Below are 20249 nucleotides of genomic sequence, written 5' to 3'. Positions count from 1 at the left end.
TTATTTCTTTTTTAATTGAGGAAATTTCATCCTGTAATCTGGATTTATTTTTCCTTTACTAATATTTTCTAATTTCTTTTTAATTAATCGTTTTTTTAGTGAGGAAATTTTATCAGTAAACAAAATACCTTCAATATGATCATATTCGTGTTGTACAACTCTGGCAGCTAAACCATCTAGAACATCTGTATGTTTTTCAAAATTTTCATCTACATATTCTATGGTAACTTTTTCTTGTCTGAATACATCTTCACGAATGTCAGGAATACTTAAACACCCTTCTGTAAAAGGCCATTCATCACCTTCTTCTTTAATTATTTTTGCATTTATAAATACTTTTTTAAAATCTTTTAAAAATGCTCTTTCCTCATCTTCAAGCTCATCATCTTCAGCAAAAGGAGAAGTATCTACAATAAATAAACGTATTGCTTTACCTATTTGTGGAGCAGCTAATCCAACACCTTGAGCACTTATCATGGTTTCCTTCATGTTTTCTATTAGCTCTTCTAAATTAGGATAATCTTTGTCGATATTAATACCAACTTTCCTTAAAACGGAATCACCATAGGCGATAACAGGTAAAATCATATAATATATTTTTGGTTTGCAAAATTACAAAGAATCAAGTTATTAGGCAAAAGGTGTATGTGAAAAAAATTATAATCTATTATATAAATAGGATTGTAAAATTATTGTTGCACTAATTTCGTCAATTAAAGCTTTGTTTTGACGTTGTTTTTTCTTCAACCCACTTTCCCTCATGCTCTGAAAGGCTAATTTAGATGTAAATCGTTCATCAATTCTTTTTATAGGGATTTTAGGGAAAGTTGTTTCCAGTTTTTTGATAAACGGAGCAATAAATTGTTCACTTTCACTAGGTTTATTATCCATTTGTTTAGGTTCACCAACTAGAAATAACTCTACACTTTCAGTTTTTAAATAGTTAGTTAAAAAAGAAAACAGGTTTTTAGTAGCTACAGTAGTTAAACCAGAAGCTATTATTTGCAATTCATCTGTAATTGCAATACCAGTTCTTTTTTCTCCGTAATCTATCGCTAAAATTCTACTCAAAATACTAACATATTTTATAAAAGTGTTCAAATTTACATAAATTGAATTATAAAACTATTTTAAACTTTATATTTGCCATAAAAGAAGTTAAAATATGAAGTTGTTAAGAGAACAAATTGAAAAAGCTTGGGGAAATAGAGATTTGTTAAAAGAATCCTCTACTAAAGAAGCTATTAGAAATGTTATAAGTTTATTAGATAGTGGAAAATTACGTGTTGCTGAGCCTACAAATAGTGGTTGGCAGGTAAATGAATGGGTAAAAAAAGCAGTAGTATTATATTTTCCTATTCAAAAAATGGAAACACAGGAAGTTGGTATTTTTGAATATCATGATAAAATACCTCTTAAAACTGGTTACAAAGAAAAAGGAATACGAGTAGTTCCACATGCAGTTGCACGTTATGGATCTTATATTTCGGCAGGAACTATTTTAATGCCAAGTTATGTAAATATTGGTGCTTATGTGGATGAAGGAACTATGGTAGATACTTGGGCTACAGTGGGTAGTTGTGCACAAATAGGTAAAAATGTTCATTTAAGTGGTGGTGTTGGTATAGGTGGCGTTTTAGAACCATTACAAGCAGCACCAGTAATTATTGAAGATGATGTTTTTGTTGGTTCACGCTGTATTGTTGTTGAAGGTGTATACGTTGAAAAGGAAGCAGTTTTAGGTGCAGGTGTTGTATTGACAATGAGCACTAAAATTATTGATGTTACTGGTGAAAAACCTGTAGAGTTAAGAGGAAGAGTTCCTGCTCGTTCAGTAGTTATTCCAGGTAGTTATAAAAAACAATTTCCAGCAGGAGAATTTAACGTGCCTTGTGCTATGATTATTGGAAAACGAAAAGAAAGTACTAATAAAAAAACTTCTTTAAATGATGCGTTACGTGAAAATGATGTAGCAGTTTAGTTAACCATTTTATTAGATGAATCTTCAACAACAAGAGGTAATAGCTGTTCCAAAAATTTCTGTAGTTATAGTAAATTATAGAAGTTGGAAGCATTTAACAAATTGTTTAAATTCTTTAAACGTTATTGTTTCAGAGAAATTTAATTTAGAAGTTGTTGTGGTTGATAATTGTTCTAATGATGGTTTTCTAGAAAAATTCAAGCAAAAATATAAGGCAGTCAAATTTATTGAAAACTCAGGAAATAACGGTTTTGCAAATGGATGTAATGTTGGAGCTAAAAATGCAAATGGAGACTATTTACTATTTTTAAACCCTGATACTATTGCGGCTAAAGATGCTTTATTAGAAATGCTCTATTTATCAAAAACTAATGAGGATTATGGTATCATTTCTTGTTCTCAGGTAAATCCTAAAGGAAAAAGAGAAAATGAAATTAGATTATTTCCTAAATTACAAACATTATTTGGCTTGTCAAGAGCAATTTTTAAACGAACTCATAAAAAAGAAATTCATAAAATTTATGATGTAAATAAGAAAGTAATATTTCCGGATTGGGTATCTGGTTCTGTTATTTTTATGAGTAAGTTTTGGTTTAATCAGGTAAATGGTTGGGATGAAAATTTTTGGATGTACTTTGAAGATGTAGATTTGTGTAAACGCGTACAAGAAAAAAAGGGTAAAGTAGTTCTTTCTAGAAATGCTAAAATTATTCACAATCATGGTGGAGCTTCAAGGTTAAACGTAAAAACAACATCCATAACTAAAACCGAAGTTATTATTTCAAAACATGTATACATAAACACACATTTTAATGGTTTAAATAAATTTATAGCTTTGATTTTGTTGGTTTTAAATACATTTTTAACCAAGTTTGTTTTGGGTATATTTGGACTCGTTTTTTATCCAATTCCTAAAATGAGATTACAATTATTTTTGTTTTTAAAAATTCTAAGTTATTATGCAAATGCAATTTTTCATTCAACTTGGATTAGTAAAAAATCATTAAATTATTCTAAATAAAACCTTTCTTTATAAGATGTTAAAGGAAATAAACAATTCATTAAAAAGTCTTAATCAAAAAGAAATTATTTTATACCCTACTGATACGGTTTGGGGAATTGGTTGTGATGCAACTTCAGAAAGTGCTGTGGCTAAAGTTTTTAAAATAAAGCAACGTTCCGAAAGTAAAAGCTTAATTATTTTAGTTAATGGAATTGAAATGCTTAAAAAGTACATTCCTACTATTTCCAACAAAATAATAGACATATTAAATACGACTTTAAAACCAACAACCATAATTTATAACAACCCAATTGGTTTAGCCAAAAATGTAGTTGCTTCAGACAATACTGTGGCAATTAGAATTGTACAAAATGAATTTTGTAAACAATTAATTACAGCATTTAAAAAACCTATTGTTTCAACTTCAGCAAACATAAGTGGTATGCCAACACCTAAAAGTTTTAAAGAAATTGATGTCGCTATTTTGGATAGCGTAGACTATATTGTAAATTTGCATCGCGAGGAAATCAATACCAAGTCTTCAACCATAATTAAAATAGGAGATAATGATGAATTAATAGTGCTTCGTGAATAATTTATGTTAAAAAACACTACCTATAACGATGCTTTAACGCATACTATTTTTGAATATATATCTAAAGCCGCAACTAATTTAGAATTAGAAACTTATGTGATTGGCGGTTTTGTTAGAGATTATTTTTTAAAGCGAAATATTCCGAAAGATATTGATATTGTGGCTGTTGGTAGTGGTATTGCACTAGCTAAAAAAGTAGCGGAGTTATTACCAACAAAACCAAAAGTACAGGTTTTTAAAACTTATGGAACCGCAATGTTACGTTTTGAAGATGTAGAAATAGAATTTGTTGGAGCTCGTAAGGAATCATATTCAGAACATAGCAGAAATCCAGAAGTTGAAATAGGAACTTTAGAAGATGATCAAAATCGTAGAGATTTTACCATAAACGCATTAGCTTTTAGTTTAAACGAAAATAATTATGGAGCATTACTTGATCCTTTTAATGGTTTAAATGATTTAGATGCTAAAATTATAAAAACACCTTTAAATCCTGATATAACTTATTCTGATGATCCTTTGCGAATGATGCGTGCTATTCGTTTTGCATCGCAATTAAATTTTACCATTGAAGAAAAATCTCTCCAAGCAATTTCAAAAAACGTAAACCGTATTGATATTATTACGAGGGAAAGAATTATGGACGAGTTTAATAAAATAATGTTGTCAGAGGTTCCGTCTGTCGGGCTTTTATTGTTACATAAAACTAAGTTGTTAGAGCGTTTTTTACCTGAATTAACAAATTTACAAGGTGTTGAAGAAGTAGAAGGACAAAAGCATAAAGATAATTTTTACCATACTTTAGAGGTTGTAGATAATATTTCTAAAAATACTGGCGATTTATGGTTGCGTTGGGCAGCTTTATTACACGATATTGGAAAAGCTCCCACAAAAAAGTTCCATAAAACAATCGGTTGGACTTTTCACAGCCATGAATTTGTAGGCTCTAAAATGGTATACAAATTATTTAAAAGACTAAAATTACCATTAAATAATAAAATGAAATTTGTGCAAAAAATGGTTTTTTTAAGCTCCCGACCAATTGTGTTAGCAACGGATGTTACGGATTCGGCAGTTCGTCGTTTAGTTTTTGATGCTGGTGATGATATTGAAAGTTTAATGACTTTATGTGAAGCAGATATAACTACTAAAAATCCAATGCGATTTAAAAAATATCATAACAATTTTAAGGTAGTTCGTCAAAAAATTAAAGAAGTTGAAGAACGAGATCATATACGTAATTTTCAACCACCAATTTCAGGAGAATTAATTATGAAAACTTTTAATTTAAAACCTTGTAGAGAAATTGGTCAACTAAAAGATGCGATAAAAGAAGCTATTTTAGAAGGAAAGATTGCAAATAATTATGACGAGGCTTATAGTTTTATGTTAAAACAAGCTGCAAAATTAGGAATTAAACAGTAGTAACTTTTTAAAATTAGGGATACTTATTCAATTAAAAAGACTGCATAGAAACTAATTTAAAATACTCCCCTTTTTTGTCTAATAATTCTTGATGTTTTCCTTGTTCAACTATTTTTCCTTTTTTCATCACAACAATTAAATCAGCCTTTTGAATAGTTGATAAACGATGCGCAATTACTAATGACGTTCTGTTTTCCATCATTTTTTCCAACGCTTTTTGTACTAACTGTTCACTTTCAGTATCCAAAGCAGAAGTAGCTTCATCTAAAACCATAATAGGAGGATTTTTAAGTACAGCACGTGCAATACTTAAGCGTTGTTTTTGTCCACCAGATAAAGTATTTCCACTGTCGCCAATATTGGTTTCGTATTTTAAGGGTAAATCTTTAATAAATTCGTGTGCATTTGCAATTTTAGCAGCCTCAATAACTTCTTCATTTGTAGAAGTCTCTACTCCTAAACTAATATTGTTTTTGACTGTATCATTAAATAAAATAGAATCTTGAGTAACAATACCCATTAAATTGCGTAACGATTTTTGGGTAATATCTTTAATATCTACTCCATCAATTTTAATACTTCCTTTATTTACATCGTAAAATCGAGTAATTAAATTTGCTAAGGTAGATTTTCCACTACCTGATTGACCAACTAAAGCAACTGTTTGACCTTTTTTTAATTGTAACGAAAAGTTATTTAAAACATATTCATCTTTGTATTTAAAGGATATATCTTCAAAAGTAATATTATCTTCAAACGATTTTTTATCAATAGCGTTTGGTTTGTCAATAATGGTATTTTCGGTTTCTAAAATAGCTAAAATTCGTTCAGCAGAAGCATTTCCTTTTTGTATGTTGTAAAATGCTGTAGTTAGGGCTTTTACTGGGTTTAGAATTAAGTAAAATAAACCAATATAAGTTAAAAACTGTTCAGGACGTAAAGCACTATTATCTCCTAAAACCAGTTTGCCACCATACCATAAAATGGTAATAATTGTTGCTGATCCTAAAAACTCACTCATAGGTGAAGCAAGTGTTTTTCTTTGTAAAACACTATTCATTAGCAACTTAAAATTATTAGTAGAATTTTGAAATTTATCTTTTATTTTGTCTTCAGCATTAAATCCTTTAATTACTCTTAAACCAGTTAAAGTTTCTTCTATAAATGATAAAAAATTACCTGTTTCTTGTTGAGCTTTAAGTGATTGTGCTTTTAGCTTTTTACTGATAGAAGAGATTATAAAACCTGAAATTGGTAATAAAATAAATACAAATAAGGTAAGTTTTGTACTTATAATTAGCATTATTGTTAATGAAATTACTATGGTTAGAGGTTCACGAACTACTGCTTCTAGTGATGTTAAAAACGAATTTTCTATTTCTTGCACATCCGAAGTCATACGGGCAATAATATCACCTTTCTTTTTTTCGGAAAAATAGGCTATAGGTAGTTCAATAATTTTTTGATATATGCTATCTCGTAAATCTTTAACCACACCATTTCTTAAAAATGCTAATACGAATGAAGCTATATAACGAAAGAAATTTTTAAAGAAAAATAAAAATAGCGTTAAAATACACACAAAAACTAAGGTTTTTATTGCTCCATCATTTTCCATTTTTTGGGAAATGAAATAATAAAAACTGTCTTGAGCATATTTCCCCAAAGAAAAAATACCGTTATAAACTGGCTCAGCTTCAATTTTGTTTTCTTGTTTAAACAATATATTTAAAACAGGAATAAAAGCTACTATTGTTAATACATTAAAAATAGCATACAAAATATTAAACAGAATATTAAGCCAGGCAAATTTAGTATAAGGTTTAGCGTATTTTATAATTTTCTTAAAGTAGTTCATTAAGCAAGTTTCATTTCTTTAATAATTCGCTGAATTTTAGCATCTAGCTTAGATTCTGTAGAGGTAGCATTTTCCAAATTATCTAAAGGAGTATTAACACTAAAATAGAATTTTATTTTTGGTTCTGTCCCACTTGGTCTTGCAGCAACTTTTGTTCCATCAGCAGTTTCATAAATTAAAACATTTGATTTTGCAATAGCAATACTTTCAACTTTACCAGTTAATAAATTAGTTTTAGTTGAAGCCTGATAATCATGCAAATACTCCACTTTAGAACCATCAATTTCACTTATAGGATTTTCTCGTAAATCTACCATCATTTTACTAATAATCTCTGCGCCATCCATTCCTTTTTTTACTACAGCAATTAAATGTTCTTTATAAAAATTATGGTTTACGTACAGTTGAATTAGTTCTTTATAAAAAGAACTTCCGTTTGCTTTAGCATTTGCAGCAATTTCACAAGCTAAAAGAGTTGCAGTTACAGCATCTTTATCGCGTACAAAATCGCCAACCATATAGCCAAAACTTTCCTCTCCACCGCCTATAAAATCTAATTTACCTTCTTCATCACGAATCATTTTGGCAATCCATTTAAATCCAGTCAGTCCAATATGAGTTTCTACACCATAACTATCTGCTATTTTATTAACTAAATTGGTAGAAACTATTGTAGAACCCACAAATTGTTTTCTGTTTAATTTACCTTGTTTTTTCCAATTTTTAATTAGAAAATCTGTCATTACACTCATGGTTTGGTTACCATTAAGTAATTGCATATCACCTTTTAAGTTTTTTACTGCAATTCCAATTCTATCACTATCAGGATCAGTTCCAATAACTATATCTGCATCAAGTTTTTTTGCTAATTCAGTAGCCATTTTTAAAGCGGCAGGTTCTTCTGGATTTGGTGAAGCTACAGTTGGAAAATCACCATCCGGAACTTCTTGTTCTTTTACAATATTAACATCGGTATAACCTGCAGCGGCTAATGCATCTGGAATCAATTTTATAGATGTTCCGTGTAACGAAGTATAAACAATTTTTAATTTCTCGCGTTCCTTAGTATCAAAAGTTCCATTAGCAACAGATGCTTTTATAAAAGCATTATCTATAGGTTTGCCAATATATTCAATTAAGTTTTCATTTGTATTGAAGTTAATTTCAGAAAAATCTAAGCTATTAACTTCATTAATTATATTAATGTCATTTGGAGGTACAATTTGACTACCATCATTCCAATATACTTTATATCCATTGTATTCTGGAGGATTATGAGAAGCTGTTAATACAATACCTGCATCGCAATTTAAATGTCTAACTGCAAATGAAAGTTCAGGTGTTGGACGCATATCTTCAAATAAAAAGACTTTTATATTATTTGCAGAAAGGACATTTGCAACAATTTTTGCAAAAGTATTGCTGTTGTGTCTGCAATCGTAAGCAATAGCTACTTTTAATTGTTTATTTGGAAAGGATTGTTTTAAGTAATTTGCTAATCCTTGAGTGGCTTTACCTAAAGTATATTTGTTAATTCGGTTAGTTCCAGCTCCCATAACACCTCGCATTCCACCAGTTCCAAATTCTAAATTTTTATAGAATCGTTCTGTTAATTGTTCAGGATCATTATTAATAAGAGTTTGAATTTCTTGTTGGGTAGTTGCATCAAAAGTGTCAGATAACCAAAGTTTGGCTTTTTCTAAAATTGTGCTCATAATCTTTAAATTAAATTTTTATGCAAAAATACTATTTAATAGTAGTTTTAAAGAAATTTATCAGCAATTAATTTTTGTTGAAATATTGTAACGTTTGGTATCGGTTTTGGTACGCAAAATAATTTCACCTAAAAAGCCTGCTAAAAAAAACTGTGTACCTATAACCATAGTAGTTAATGCTAAATAAAATTCGGGGCGTTCAGTTATTAATCTACCAGATGTATGGATAAAAAGTTTATCAACACCTAAATAGAAGGAAAATGCAAATCCAATAATAAACATAATGGTACCCAATAAACCAAATAAATGCATTGGGCGTTTTCCAAATTTGGACAAAAACCAAATGGTAATTAGGTCTAAAAAACCATTTATAAAACGATCCATGCCAAATTTAGTAACTCCATACTTTCTGGCTTGATGAAGTACTACTTTTTCACCAATATTAATAAAACCTGCATTTTTTGCAAGTACTGGAATATATCTGTGCATTTCGCCACGTACATCAATATTTTTAACTACAGTGTTTTGATAAGCCTTTAAGCCACAATTAAAATCGTGTAGTTTTAAACCAGAAGTTTTTCGTGCAGCAGCATTAAATAATTTTGAAGGTATATTTTTACGAATTTTAGAATCGTAACGCTTTTTTTTCCATCCAGAAATTAGGTGGTAACCTTCATTTTTAATTAAGTTAAATAATTCAGGAATTTCATCAGGACTATCTTGTAAATCGGCATCCATAGTTATTACTACATCTCCTTTAACTTCTTTAAAACCAGCGTTTAGTGCTTGAGATTTTCCGTAGTTTTTTTGAAATTGGATTCCTTTTACGTTATTATCTTTTTTAGAAAGGTTTTCAATTACCTTCCAAGAACTGTCTGAACTTCCGTCATCTATAAAAAGAATTTCATAAGAATAACGATTGGATTGCATAACTTTTGCAATCCAATCGTATAATTCATTTAAAGATTCTTCTTCGTTTAATAATGGAATTACTATTGATATATCCATTTAAGGTTTTAATTTTTAAATACTAGTTACTTCTTCTTTAGTTTTTTTCATAATTAAACCACCAATTAAACCTACAATTAATCCGTAAACCAAGTTAAAAATTATTATAAAAGCAGAAGTAACCATATTATTACTAAATTTCTCTTGCATTTTCATTGCATTTTCTAGTTGTTCATCACTCATGTTAGGGTAAGTATCTAACATAATTTGCTTTTTAAATTCTAATGATCTGGCATAGAATTCTGGCTCAATAAAATTTGTAAATAGTATAAAATAAATTAAAAAAATTATCGCTGAAATTAATACTATACCCAAAGATGTTTTTATTGCTTCTCCAAGTTTTAAATAGCCATTATTTTGCTCTTTTACTTTTTTAATTCCCATTACAATAAATACAACTGGAATTATAAATCCAATAACAGTTACAATCCAATGAGGTTTGTATATATTACCGAAGGCATAATTAGCTACACTGATTACAATTGATACTAATCCAAGTAACAATCCATAATTTATCATAATTTGTTTGGCTGAAGTTTTTTGTTTTTCCATGATGTTTGATTAGGTTTAAGTTTAACAAATATACTAAATAGCCTTTAATATTAATTGTTTTATAAAATTTATGCTATTTGTACGTAATAAAATATTAGTAAACAGTTAATTAAAATTGTTACATAAAAATAGTTAAAAAATGATTGGTTTAAACAATAAATGATTGTAAATTTGCAGCCTGGCAAGTCCTACACAACCAGCTCCCTTTGAATCCTCCAGGGCGGGAACGCAGCAAAGGTATTAGGTTGTAGCGGTGTGATGTAGGTAGCTTGCCTTTTTTTATGCGCTTTTGTTAAGTTTTTTTCTTCTCTTAACTTTAACTTTTTAACTTTACAACTTTTAATCTTTATCCTAATTTTATGTCTAAAGTTATATTAATAACCGGTGGTTCTTCAGGAATAGGTAAATCTGTAGGTGAATTTTTAACTCAAAAAGGGTTTATAGTTTATGGAACTAGTAGAAATCCATCAAAAATAAAAAATCATCCTTTCAAATTAATTCCTTTAGATGTAACCAATTTAGAAAGTATAAATAACGCTGTAAAAATGGTTATTAGTGAAGAAGGTAAAATAGATGTTTTAATCAATAATGCTGGAATGGGAATTACAGGCCCGATAGAAGATACGCCAACAGATGAAATGCGAAAAGTATTTGAAACTAATTTTTTTGGTGCTATTGATACTATGAAAGCTGTTTTACCACAAATGCGTAAACAAAAAAGTGGACTAATAATTAATGTTACTTCTATTGCAGGCTATATGGGATTACCTTTTAGAGGAATTTATTCCGCTACAAAAGGAGCCTTGGAATTAGTAACAGAAGCCATAAACATGGAAGTTAAAAACTTTGGAATTAAAGTAACCAACGTTGCGCCAGGTGATTTTGCTACCAATATTGCTTCAGGAAGGTATCATACACCAGTTTTCGATAATTCTGCTTACAAAGAAGTGTATCAACAAAATTTAGATTTAATGAATACGCATGTAGATAGTGGAAGCAATCCTATTGAAATGGCAAAAGCAATTTATAAAGTTATAGAAACTCCTTCTCCTAAAATTCATTATAAAGTAGGTGATTTTATGCAAAAGTTTTCTATTTTTTTAAAAAGAATACTTCCAGATAGTATTTATGAAAAGTTATTAATGAACCACTATAAATTATAATCAAATACGTATTTTTGCACAACAATTTAAATTAATTAAAAACACAACTACATGAAATTTTTTATTGATACTGCTAATCTAGACCAAATTAAAGAAGCACAAGCTTTAGGTATTTTAGATGGAGTAACTACTAATCCATCTTTAATGGCTAAAGAAGGAATAACAGGAAAAGACAATATTTTAAAGCATTATGTTGCAATTTGTAATATTGTGGATGGTGATGTTAGTGCAGAAGTAATTGCAACTGACTTTGAAGGAATGGTAAAAGAAGGTGAAGAATTGGCAGCTTTACATCCTCAAATTGTTATTAAATTACCTATGATTGCTGATGGAGTTAAAGCTTGTAAATATTTTTCGGATAAAGGGATTAAAACTAATGTAACTTTAGTTTTTTCTGCTGGACAAGCATTATTAGCTGCTAAAGCAGGAGCAACTTATGTATCTCCGTTTATTGGTAGATTAGATGATATTTCAACAGATGGATTACACTTAATAGATGAAATTCGTTTGATTTATGACAATTATAATTATGAAACTGAAATTTTAGCAGCTTCAGTTCGTCATACTATGCATATTATAGATTGTGCAAAATTAGGTGCTGATGTTATGACTGGGCCTTTATCTTCTATTAAAGGATTATTAAAACATCCCTTAACGGATATAGGTTTAGCTAAATTTTTAGAAGATTATAAAAAAGGAAATTAGTTTAAAAATTAGATATAATAATATGACCCTGCTTTTGCAGGGTTTTTTTATGATTATAATTTAAAAGTGTATATTTGACTATACTAACTAAAATATTTTACTATGAGAATTTTAAAAAAATTCAGTGTCTTTTTATTTATAATTATATTTAATGTGAGTTGTGGAGGAGGAAATGGAAATTCTATCGTTCCAAACGATAGAACAGCAGAAGATGTAAAAAATGACTTTAGTAATTTAGATATTCAGCCTGGTATTAATGACTTTACTCTAGAATCTACAGTTGCAGGTTATTATTGGAATTTTAGAATTATAGCTCCTGAAAATGTTTCAGAATCTAATAAACGCCCTTTAATTATAGATTTACATGGTGGAGCTTCAAACATTTACGAGGATGCTCATAAAGTAACTAATAGTTGTTTAGCACAACCTGCATTTGCAGATTTGAATGCATATATAATAAGTCCCAATAGTAATGGTTATTATTGGTTTGATCAAGAAAACCAGGTGCAAGTACTTGCTCTTTTAGATTTAGCTAAAACATATTTACCTATTGATGAAAATAAAATTGTAATTACAGGCTATAGTGATGGAGGAAATGGTAGCTGGTTTTATGCAGATTATTATTCTGACCTTTTTTCTGCAGCTATTCCAATGGCAAGTTCTTACAATCCTGCTAAATCTAATGGTGATGTTTTAAAAATTAATATACCTTTATATGTAATTCACGGAGGAGATGACGAGTTATTTCCTGTTGCTCAAACAGAAGAATGGGTAAATCAGTCAATTGCAGCAGGTAGTGATATTACCTTTGTAGTAGCTGATGGTTTAACTCATTTTGAACCTTGTGATTATGTGGATTATTTAAAAGATGCTTCAGTTTGGCTTCAAACAGATGTATGGAATTAAACTAATTCTTTTAACTTCTTAATTTCGTCTCTTAACTTGGCTGCAGCCAAAAAGTCTAAGGCTTTGGCAGCTGTTTCCATTTGCTTTTGTTTTTCACGAATTCTTTTATCAATTTCAGATTTTGAAAGATAACTTAATTCTTCATCGGCAGCTAAATTTACTGTATTATCATAATGATAAGAGGATATAGTATTTTTTGCTAATGTGTTTTCAATACTTTTTCTAATTTGAGTAGGAGTAATGTTATTAGCGGTGTTATAAGCTATTTGTTTTTCTCTTCTACGTTCTGTTTCATCTATGGTTAATTGCATACTTTTTGTGATTTTATCTGCATACATAATAGCCTTTCCTTCTATGTTTCTAGCGGCTCTTCCTATTGTTTGAGTTAAAGAACGATGTGAACGTAAAAAACCTTCTTTATCAGCGTCTAAAATAGCTACTAAAGAAACTTCAGGTAAATCTAATCCTTCACGTAAAAGGTTAACTCCAATAAGTACATCAAATAAACCTTTGCGTAAATCGTTCATAATTTCAACTCTTTCAAGTGTATCAACATCAGAGTGAATATACCTGCATCGAACTTGAATTCGACTTAAATATTTAGTTAATTCTTCTGCCATTCTTTTAGTAAGAGTTGTAACTAAAGTTCGTTCATCTTTTTCAACACGGATTTGAATTTCTTCAATTAAATCATCAATTTGATTGATGCTTGGACGGACTTCAATTTCAGGATCTAATAAACCTGTAGGTCTAATAACTTGTTCTACAAAAACACCTTCTGTTTTCTGTAATTCATAATCGGCAGGAGTTGCACTTACATAAATAACTTGATTTTGAATTTCTTCAAATTCATCAAATTTTAAAGGTCTATTATCCATAGCGGCAGGTAATCTAAATCCATAACCTACTAGGTTTTCTTTCCTAGATCTATCTCCACCATACATTGCGTGTACTTGGGGAATAGTTACATGACTTTCATCAATAACCATTAAAAAATCATCTGGAAAATAATCTAATAAGCAGAAAGGTCTAGTTCCAGGTTCTCGCTGATCTAAATAGCGAGAATAGTTTTCAATTCCACTGCAATAGCCTAATTCACGTATCATTTCTAAATCGAATTCAGTACGTTCTTTCAATCGTTTAGCTTCTAAATGTTTACCAATTTCATTAAAATAGTCAAATTGTTTTACCAAATCATCCTGAATGTTTTTAATAGCATTTTGTAAAACATCAGGAGAGGTAACAAATAGATTAGCAGGATAAATTTTAAGATCTTCAAATTTTTCAACTACTTTATTATTTTCAACATCAAAACTTTCAATTTCTTCTATTTCATCTCCAAAAAAGTGAATTCGGTATGCATGCTCACCATAAGATGGGTAAACGGTAATTATATCTCCTTTAACTTTAAAGGTACCACTACTTAATTCAGTTTCAGTTCTAGAATATAAACTTGCTACTAATTGATGTAAAAATTTAGTTCTTGAAAGAACTTGGTTTTTGTGAATTGAAATAACATTCTTTTTAAACTCTACTGGGTTTCCAATTCCGTAAATACAAGAAACAGAAGCAACCACAATAACATCTCTTCTTCCTGAAAGTAATGCTGAAGATGCACTTATTCGCAACCTCTCAATATCTTCATTAATAGATAAATCTTTTTCAATATATGTTCCAGTAACAGGAATATAAGCTTCTGGTTGATAATAATCATAATACGAAACAAAATATTCTACAGAATTATTTGGAAAGAACTGTTTAAACTCTGAATATAATTGAGCTGCAAGTGTTTTATTATGCGCTAAAATTAGGGTTGGTTTTTCAACTTTTTCAATCACATTTGCAACAGTAAAAGTTTTCCCAGAACCAGTAACCCCTAATAATGTCTGATATTTTTCATTGGATTGTATGCCTTTTATCAATTGATTAATTGCTTCTGGCTGATCTCCTGTGGGTTTAAAATGTGAATCTAATTTAAAATGCATGGTACAAAAGTAAACTAATTTGAGTTGAATTTTGTTTGCTGAATTGTGTAAGTTAAGATTTGAAGAAAAATTAACTATTTTCTTAATAAACTGAAATGCCCTTTGTAAGTTTTAGTTATATTATTTTTGTCAGTGACATTAATAGAAAACCAATAATCGTCTGAATTAAGCCTTTTTCCATTATAAAAGCCATTCCAATTTGAGTGTGGGTCAATGCTTATAAGATGTTTCCCAAACCTATTAAAAATGTTTATGTTTGAATAGGTGAAATCACTAAAATTTAACCCTTTTATTTCCCAAATGTCATTAATACCATCATTGTTTGGTGTAAAAAACTTCGGGAAACCTAGCACAAAAATTAATTTACTTGTAACTCCACAGTTGAATTTATTTTTTAGATAAATAGTATGTGTTCCTGGCGATACATCTGTAAAGACATTTTCCGGTTGGAATTCACTAAAAGGATTATCTAATGCGTATAAATTATCATTATTTAAATTGGTATTAATAATGATGATACTGTCATCTATATTAATATCAACATTAGTAACAATAGGAGGGGATACTTTTTTAACATTAAATGTTACTAGTTTCTCACAATTATATAATTTATCAGTAATTGTAACTGTAACTACTTCTTGGGAAGGCTCAATAATGCTGTATGAAGAACTTCCATTACTCCAGTAATACGTGTAATTATCTTTTTGGTCAAAAGAAATAGGAGCATTAATAGTTACTGGAAAATCGTTTTCACAGATATTTAAAGTTTCATCAAATGGAACTATTGGAAAATGATTAATTTTTAGGCCAAAAGTTCCTGAACCATAACAAACCCCATTATTGCTAGCTTTAAAATAAATTGTTTTTTCCGACGAGATGTAATCTGAATTTAATGGATTTGTTTCATTAATTGCATCTGTTTTAGTTTCATAATAACTAATTTCAACTGTGCTTGGTAAGCTAAGTGAAGTTTTTATATCTGTAGTTTTTTTATTTAAATCAAATTCTCCCATATTATCGTTAGCTTCACAGCCAACTAAATCGTCAGTTTCAAGTAAACTACTAACTACAGCAGTTAGTTTTACTTTGCCAAGGCTATAACAATCAGAATCTTTATACATTATTTTAGCAAATAAAATTTGATCTGGAGTTATGTTTGTATAGGTTGTTGGCAATGAATGCTGGTTATAATTATCATCCTCGGCATCTGTTTCATTTAAATAAAAATAAACTAAATAATCATCTGGCTTATGCAGTGTTAGTTCGTCAATAGCACTATTTAAATTAAATGTAGCCAAACCATCATTTGGATTACTGTCATATGAATCACATTGAGATAATTCATATGTTGAGTCAAGAATTTCTGGTTTTTCTTTAATTATTACATCTTTAGTTAATGGATCTCCTTCATCTCCATCAACTGTTTTAGTTAGTGTTACCGTATATGTACCAGGAGCGCTGTATTGGTGTGTTGTGTCAAAATCAGTAGAAGTTGTTCCATCTCCAAAATCCCAAAGAACACTATCAATAGGTTCTAAAGAAGTTATAAAAAAATGTGTATAATCCCCAAAACAAGTAAATTCGTATTTAAAATTAAATAAAAATAGAGATTGAATAAAAGGAGGTAGACCTAAAGTAGCTTTATTTCCTCCTAAACTAATTTTATTATATTCAAAATCACATGCAGTGCCTTTTTCTTCAGGTTTATTAATTACGGAAAGAAAACCACTATTGTAATCTTTATAACCTGCTCTATATATTTTGTCATCAATAGCAAGTTGTAATGCTCCTGCAGAATTGTCATTCTTAACTATTAACACTTTTGATGTTGCAATATTATCTGCAGTTAAATCAAATTGATATAATGAACTTCCATCAGATTCAGCGTTACTATCAAAATGATTGACTGTTACATATAATTTTTTTGATTTTGATGAGAATTCAATACCATACGGATTGTCTCCAGCCATTAATAAATTTTCATTAGTAACTTTGCCTGTAGCATTATCAAAATCATATAATAAAACTTTCCCTGTATTCCAAACTAATAAATTAGTTTTTGGAGTTCTTTCATTATTTTTTCTACTTGAGTAATGTGCAATTGCTAATTTTTTACCATTTGGAGAAGATTTTAAGTAGCCAATTGCGTTTCGTAGATATCCACCAGTTTGAATATCGGTAGGTGTAGAAGATATTACAGGAGTGCTGTTAACTCCATTATAGTCAATTCTAAAAGCATAAAATCTATTTGTAAAATTAGTAATTACCCAAAATGAATTACCATCAGCATGTTGAATAGCAGTAATTTTTTCAGAACATTTAAACGCTACCTCATTACTATGATGCTGGTTATAAGTAATTAAATGTATATTTTTTTTAAGAGGGTTTATCCCCCCTAAACCTCCATTTAAATTCATATCAACTTCAGAATAATTTAATCCATCAATACTACCATCATCTGTATCATTAATTGTTGTATCATCTGCATTTTTCTCATCTGGTTGATCTACAGTGAAAATATAATAAATTGATGGATTATTTGGATTTGGGACTATAATAGCGGATTGCGTACTAGATTTATGTCCAAGTAAACCTGTCCCATTTTGCATTATAGAATTATTTGCATCCCAAACTGTTGAACCATCTGTATAAAATAATAGATTTCCTTGTGGATCCGAAATTGATGCGCAACCTTCAATTGTTTCTAAAGCCCCTGTAAGAGGTACTGGAGTCCCAGAATTAAAGTCTAATCCAGCACCATATCCAAAGTACCAATTAGCAGCTTCTCTTTGGGAGAAAGCGAGAGTTATATTTAATAACAGAAGTAATATGGCTATTTTTGATTTCAACTATATAACAATTAAATGAGGTTAAATATATTAAAAAAGAATCATACGGCTATCTTCTTATTAAACTAAAATGACCTTGGAGTAACCTACCATCCTCTAATTCAACACGATACCAATAATCTGTAGAAGGTAAAGGATTACCTTTATATAAACCATTCCATCCATTACCTAAAGGATTTAAAATTGCAATTAATTTTCCAAACCTATCAAAAACGTATATTTTAGAGTTTGGTTGATTTTCAATACCAGTAACCTGCCAAGTATCATTTATTCCATCATTATTTGGAGTGAAAAAATTTGGAATACTAATTATATTTACTTCAACACTTGCTTCTAAACAATTATCAAGATCTCTAATTGTAACAGTGTGTAATCCTCCAGAAACATTTTGAAAAATGTTTTCAGTTTGAAAATCTCCAGAATCCAACGCAAATTCATAATTACTATCAGGCAAGCTATTTGTATTTACAGTTATGCTATTATTTGCTGTACTATCTATAATTTCAAGGTTGTTTACACCAAAATTAGGAAGTGGCTGCATAGGAGCAATAACTACTTGAATACTTTTTGACATCTGACAATTACTGTTATTAGTATCTGTTGCTGTAACGGTATAAGTATCTCCAGTATCTACAACAATTTGTTGAGTTGTACCATAATTATCTCCATTGCTATTTGTCCATAAATAAGAATAGTTTCCTAATGGGTTTTCTGCTCCTATTGTTATATTAGAAAAATTTGAACATAGAGTAATATTTGGTTGAAGATCAAAAGTAGGCATAGGTGTTGCTTCTAAATTAATCTGAGCAGTTTCAAAACAACCTGTTGTGTTTTCAATTCTTGCCCAAACTGTAGGTTGTGTGCCGTTTGAAAATGAAGTTTGATTTGAAATTAATGCATTTGAATCGGCATTTACTGCTGCAATTGAATCTGTGTAATAAGTAAAAGTTTCATTAAGGTAATTTGCAGAAATTAAAGAGTTAGCATCTTCTAAATTGAAATTTTGAATACCGTCAAAGTTGTCATCACATTCTGTAAGTGTAACAGGAGAAGTTACTACTGGTGAATCATAAATAGTAATATCTAAAGTTAAATTAAATGGATTTGCACCTATTGTTCCTGTAGCAGTTACTGTAAAAACTCCTGAAGAAGTAAAAATATGTGTTGGATTTTCTAATGTTGATGTATTATCTACTCCAGAAGTTGGATCTCCAAAATCCCAAGTAATAGTAGTTGGAGGAGAAGAGGAATTAAAGTTGAATTGTGTAGGTAATCCAAAACAAACATCATTCGCGGTAATATTAGGCTCTTCAAAATACGATTGCATAAATGGAGGTAAACCTTCTACAACTTGGTGAGTAGGAAAAGTTTCTCCTAAAGTTACATCAATTGCTTCATGTACGTAATTACAAGCAGCTCCAATTCCTTCAGGACTATTGATAACTCCTAAATAATTTGTACCTACTTGATTAATGCCTGAAACAGATAAAGCTCGGTATATTTTACCATCAATTGCAAGTTGGAGAGCTCCACGTGTATTAGTTTTAGAAGAGTGAATTAAAGTTCTATTATTAGCATTTGTTAAATCAAATTGATATAATTTTCCTGGAGGTGCAGAATAATTTCCAGAAAGTTGACAAGTGGTAACATAAAGCCGTTGCGATTGCGGAGAAAATTCTACGCCGTAAGGAATATCATTGGTATCATCAAAATTAAGTGTGGTTTCATTACTAACAATTCCTGTTGAAGTATTAAAATCATAAATACGCATTTTACCTCCTGGGCCAAAATTTGCACAAGCAATTTTGCTACCATCGTTTGAAATTTTTAAATACCCTCTAGAAGCAAAAGGAGATCCTGTAGTAACTGTTGAAGTTATTGGAGCATTAATACCTGTAGCATCAATTTGCCAAGCATAAAATGTATCGTCAATAAAAGTAAGTAACCAAAAGGAGTTATTGTTTGCGTGTTTTATGGCCATTACTTTTTCATAACCATTTGCAATTAATTGTACATTTTTAGTTGTAATATCTCCATTTCCACCGTTAAAGGTTAAATCTACTATGGAGTAGTTTATACCCATATTATTATCTGTTGAACCAACAACATTTTCATCTGCAGTGAAAATATAATACTGGTCGGCATTATTTGGTTTCGGAACGATAATTGCAGATTGTGAACTTGAGGAATTTCCATTCAATCCTGTTCCATTAGGCATAATATTATGGTTTTTGTCATAAACCGTAATGCCATCTGTATAAAAAAGTAAATTTCCTGAGGCATCACTAATTGTTGCGCATCCTTCAAAAGTGGATAACTGTCCGTCAGTTAAAACTACTGGAGAACCTGAATTAAAATCTAACCCTGCATTTTGACCAAAATACCAAATAGCAGCTTCATTTTGCGAAAAGGTCAAAATTGGCAAAAGAATTAGCCAAAAAATCATAATTCTTTTCATAGTAATAAAAAATAGCTATAGGTTAAATATAAAATAAATATCTTGT

Annotated in this window: 16 protein-coding genes and 1 other RNA gene; 8 read left to right on the top strand and 9 right to left on the bottom strand. The window is 29.7% G+C overall.

All coding sequences use genetic code 11. The features are described from left to right. Positions 1-588, bottom strand: a complete 588-nt coding sequence (gene def, locus R3342_RS02635) for a peptide deformylase (RefSeq protein ID WP_318938114.1) — start codon at positions 586-588, stop codon at positions 1-3. 69 nt (positions 589-657) lie between these two features. Next, a complete protein-coding gene (ruvX, locus tag R3342_RS02630; protein ID WP_318938113.1) occupies positions 658-1071 on the bottom strand; it encodes a Holliday junction resolvase RuvX in 414 nt (137 codons plus the stop codon). A gap of 94 nt (positions 1072-1165) precedes the next feature. On the opposite strand from ruvX, the gene R3342_RS02625 reads away from it, so the two are divergent. From R3342_RS02625 to R3342_RS02610, 4 genes are read left to right on the top strand one after another with little or no spacing between them, the layout of a single operon-like run. Next, on the top strand, positions 1166-1981 hold the full coding sequence (locus R3342_RS02625) for a 2,3,4,5-tetrahydropyridine-2,6-dicarboxylate N-succinyltransferase (protein WP_318938112.1): 816 nt from the start codon (positions 1166-1168) through the stop codon (positions 1979-1981). Between the two features lie 16 nt (positions 1982-1997). After that, entirely contained in the window at positions 1998-3002 is a 1005-nt protein-coding gene (locus R3342_RS02620) for a glycosyltransferase family 2 protein (RefSeq protein ID WP_318938111.1), read from the top strand. Between the two features lie 16 nt (positions 3003-3018). Further along, positions 3019-3579: an L-threonylcarbamoyladenylate synthase gene (locus R3342_RS02615; protein ID WP_318938110.1), complete on the top strand. Its 561-nt coding sequence runs from the start codon at positions 3019-3021 to the stop codon at positions 3577-3579. A gap of 3 nt (positions 3580-3582) precedes the next feature. Then, positions 3583-5004 (top strand): CCA tRNA nucleotidyltransferase, encoded by a 1422-nt coding sequence (locus tag R3342_RS02610; RefSeq protein ID WP_318938109.1) that lies wholly within the window; start codon positions 3583-3585, stop codon positions 5002-5004. Between the two features lie 31 nt (positions 5005-5035). Here the strand turns inward: R3342_RS02610 and R3342_RS02605 are convergent, their stop codons facing one another. Genes R3342_RS02605 through R3342_RS02590 form a run of 4 tightly spaced genes read right to left on the bottom strand, consistent with a single transcriptional unit; the run spans position 5036 to position 10137 of the window. Further along, on the bottom strand, positions 5036-6862 hold the full coding sequence (locus tag R3342_RS02605; protein ID WP_318938108.1) for an ABC transporter ATP-binding protein: 1827 nt from the start codon (positions 6860-6862) through the stop codon (positions 5036-5038). Further along, positions 6862-8577: a phospho-sugar mutase gene (locus tag R3342_RS02600; protein ID WP_318938107.1), complete on the bottom strand. Its 1716-nt coding sequence runs from the start codon at positions 8575-8577 to the stop codon at positions 6862-6864. The genes R3342_RS02605 and R3342_RS02600 overlap by 1 nt, the downstream gene beginning before the upstream one ends. Positions 8578-8637: 60 nt before the next feature. Next, positions 8638-9585, bottom strand: coding sequence for a glycosyltransferase family 2 protein (locus R3342_RS02595; RefSeq protein ID WP_318938106.1), 948 nt, complete (start codon positions 9583-9585; stop codon positions 8638-8640). 15 nt (positions 9586-9600) lie between these two features. Then, on the bottom strand, positions 9601-10137 hold the full coding sequence (locus R3342_RS02590; protein WP_318938105.1) for a DUF4199 domain-containing protein: 537 nt from the start codon (positions 10135-10137) through the stop codon (positions 9601-9603). 179 nt (positions 10138-10316) lie between these two features. Between R3342_RS02590 and ffs the strand changes: the two genes are divergently transcribed. The 4 genes from ffs (at position 10317) to R3342_RS02570 (ending at position 12911) form a co-directional block, all read left to right on the top strand. Beyond that, positions 10317-10415, top strand: an RNA gene (gene ffs, locus R3342_RS02585) — signal recognition particle sRNA small type. A gap of 81 nt (positions 10416-10496) precedes the next feature. Further along, positions 10497-11300: an SDR family oxidoreductase gene (locus R3342_RS02580; RefSeq protein WP_318938104.1), complete on the top strand. Its 804-nt coding sequence runs from the start codon at positions 10497-10499 to the stop codon at positions 11298-11300. Between the two features lie 51 nt (positions 11301-11351). Beyond that, positions 11352-12005, top strand: coding sequence for a fructose-6-phosphate aldolase (fsa, locus tag R3342_RS02575; RefSeq protein ID WP_318938103.1), 654 nt, complete (start codon positions 11352-11354; stop codon positions 12003-12005). A 102-nt stretch (positions 12006-12107) separates the two neighbouring features. Further along, positions 12108-12911 (top strand): dienelactone hydrolase family protein, encoded by an 804-nt coding sequence (locus tag R3342_RS02570; protein ID WP_318938102.1) that lies wholly within the window; start codon positions 12108-12110, stop codon positions 12909-12911. Here R3342_RS02570 and uvrB read toward each other — a convergent pair. The 3 genes from uvrB to R3342_RS02555 form a co-directional block, all read right to left on the bottom strand. Next, on the bottom strand, positions 12908-14896 hold the full coding sequence (uvrB, locus tag R3342_RS02565) for an excinuclease ABC subunit UvrB (protein ID WP_318938101.1): 1989 nt from the start codon (positions 14894-14896) through the stop codon (positions 12908-12910). The genes R3342_RS02570 and uvrB overlap by 4 nt on opposite strands. Before the next feature lie 74 nt (positions 14897-14970). Continuing rightward, positions 14971-17745: a T9SS type B sorting domain-containing protein gene (locus tag R3342_RS02560; RefSeq protein WP_318938100.1), complete on the bottom strand. Its 2775-nt coding sequence runs from the start codon at positions 17743-17745 to the stop codon at positions 14971-14973. 49 nt (positions 17746-17794) lie between these two features. Next, positions 17795-20203 carry a T9SS type B sorting domain-containing protein gene (locus tag R3342_RS02555; protein WP_318938099.1) on the bottom strand — a complete coding sequence of 803 codons (2409 nt, stop codon included), beginning with the start codon at positions 20201-20203 and terminating at the stop codon, positions 17795-17797. Between the last annotated feature and the right edge of the window lie 46 nt (positions 20204-20249).

Origin of the sequence: Lutibacter sp. (assembly GCF_033723435.1) — a bacterium.
Lineage (GTDB): Bacteria > Bacteroidota > Bacteroidia > Flavobacteriales > Flavobacteriaceae > Lutibacter.
Note: the sequence above shows the minus strand (reverse complement) of the source record. Positions and strands in the feature narration are given on the sequence as shown.

Coding starts and splice junctions, on each gene's coding strand:
- def (WP_318938114.1), bottom strand. CDS start 588: ATGATTTTACCTGTTATCGCCTATGGTGATTCCGTTTTAAGGAAAGTT.
- R3342_RS02625 (WP_318938112.1), top strand. CDS start 1,166: ATGAAGTTGTTAAGAGAACAAATTGAAAAAGCTTGGGGAAATAGAGAT.
- R3342_RS02620 (WP_318938111.1), top strand. CDS start 1,998: ATGAATCTTCAACAACAAGAGGTAATAGCTGTTCCAAAAATTTCTGTA.
- R3342_RS02615 (WP_318938110.1), top strand. CDS start 3,019: ATGTTAAAGGAAATAAACAATTCATTAAAAAGTCTTAATCAAAAAGAA.
- R3342_RS02610 (WP_318938109.1), top strand. CDS start 3,583: ATGTTAAAAAACACTACCTATAACGATGCTTTAACGCATACTATTTTT.
- R3342_RS02605 (WP_318938108.1), bottom strand. CDS start 6,862: ATGAACTACTTTAAGAAAATTATAAAATACGCTAAACCTTATACTAAA.
- R3342_RS02600 (WP_318938107.1), bottom strand. CDS start 8,577: ATGAGCACAATTTTAGAAAAAGCCAAACTTTGGTTATCTGACACTTTT.
- R3342_RS02595 (WP_318938106.1), bottom strand. CDS start 9,585: ATGGATATATCAATAGTAATTCCATTATTAAACGAAGAAGAATCTTTA.
- R3342_RS02590 (WP_318938105.1), bottom strand. CDS start 10,137: ATGGAAAAACAAAAAACTTCAGCCAAACAAATTATGATAAATTATGGA.
- R3342_RS02580 (WP_318938104.1), top strand. CDS start 10,497: ATGTCTAAAGTTATATTAATAACCGGTGGTTCTTCAGGAATAGGTAAA.
- fsa (WP_318938103.1), top strand. CDS start 11,352: ATGAAATTTTTTATTGATACTGCTAATCTAGACCAAATTAAAGAAGCA.
- R3342_RS02570 (WP_318938102.1), top strand. CDS start 12,108: ATGAGAATTTTAAAAAAATTCAGTGTCTTTTTATTTATAATTATATTT.
- uvrB (WP_318938101.1), bottom strand. CDS start 14,896: ATGCATTTTAAATTAGATTCACATTTTAAACCCACAGGAGATCAGCCA.
- R3342_RS02555 (WP_318938099.1), bottom strand. CDS start 20,203: ATGAAAAGAATTATGATTTTTTGGCTAATTCTTTTGCCAATTTTGACC.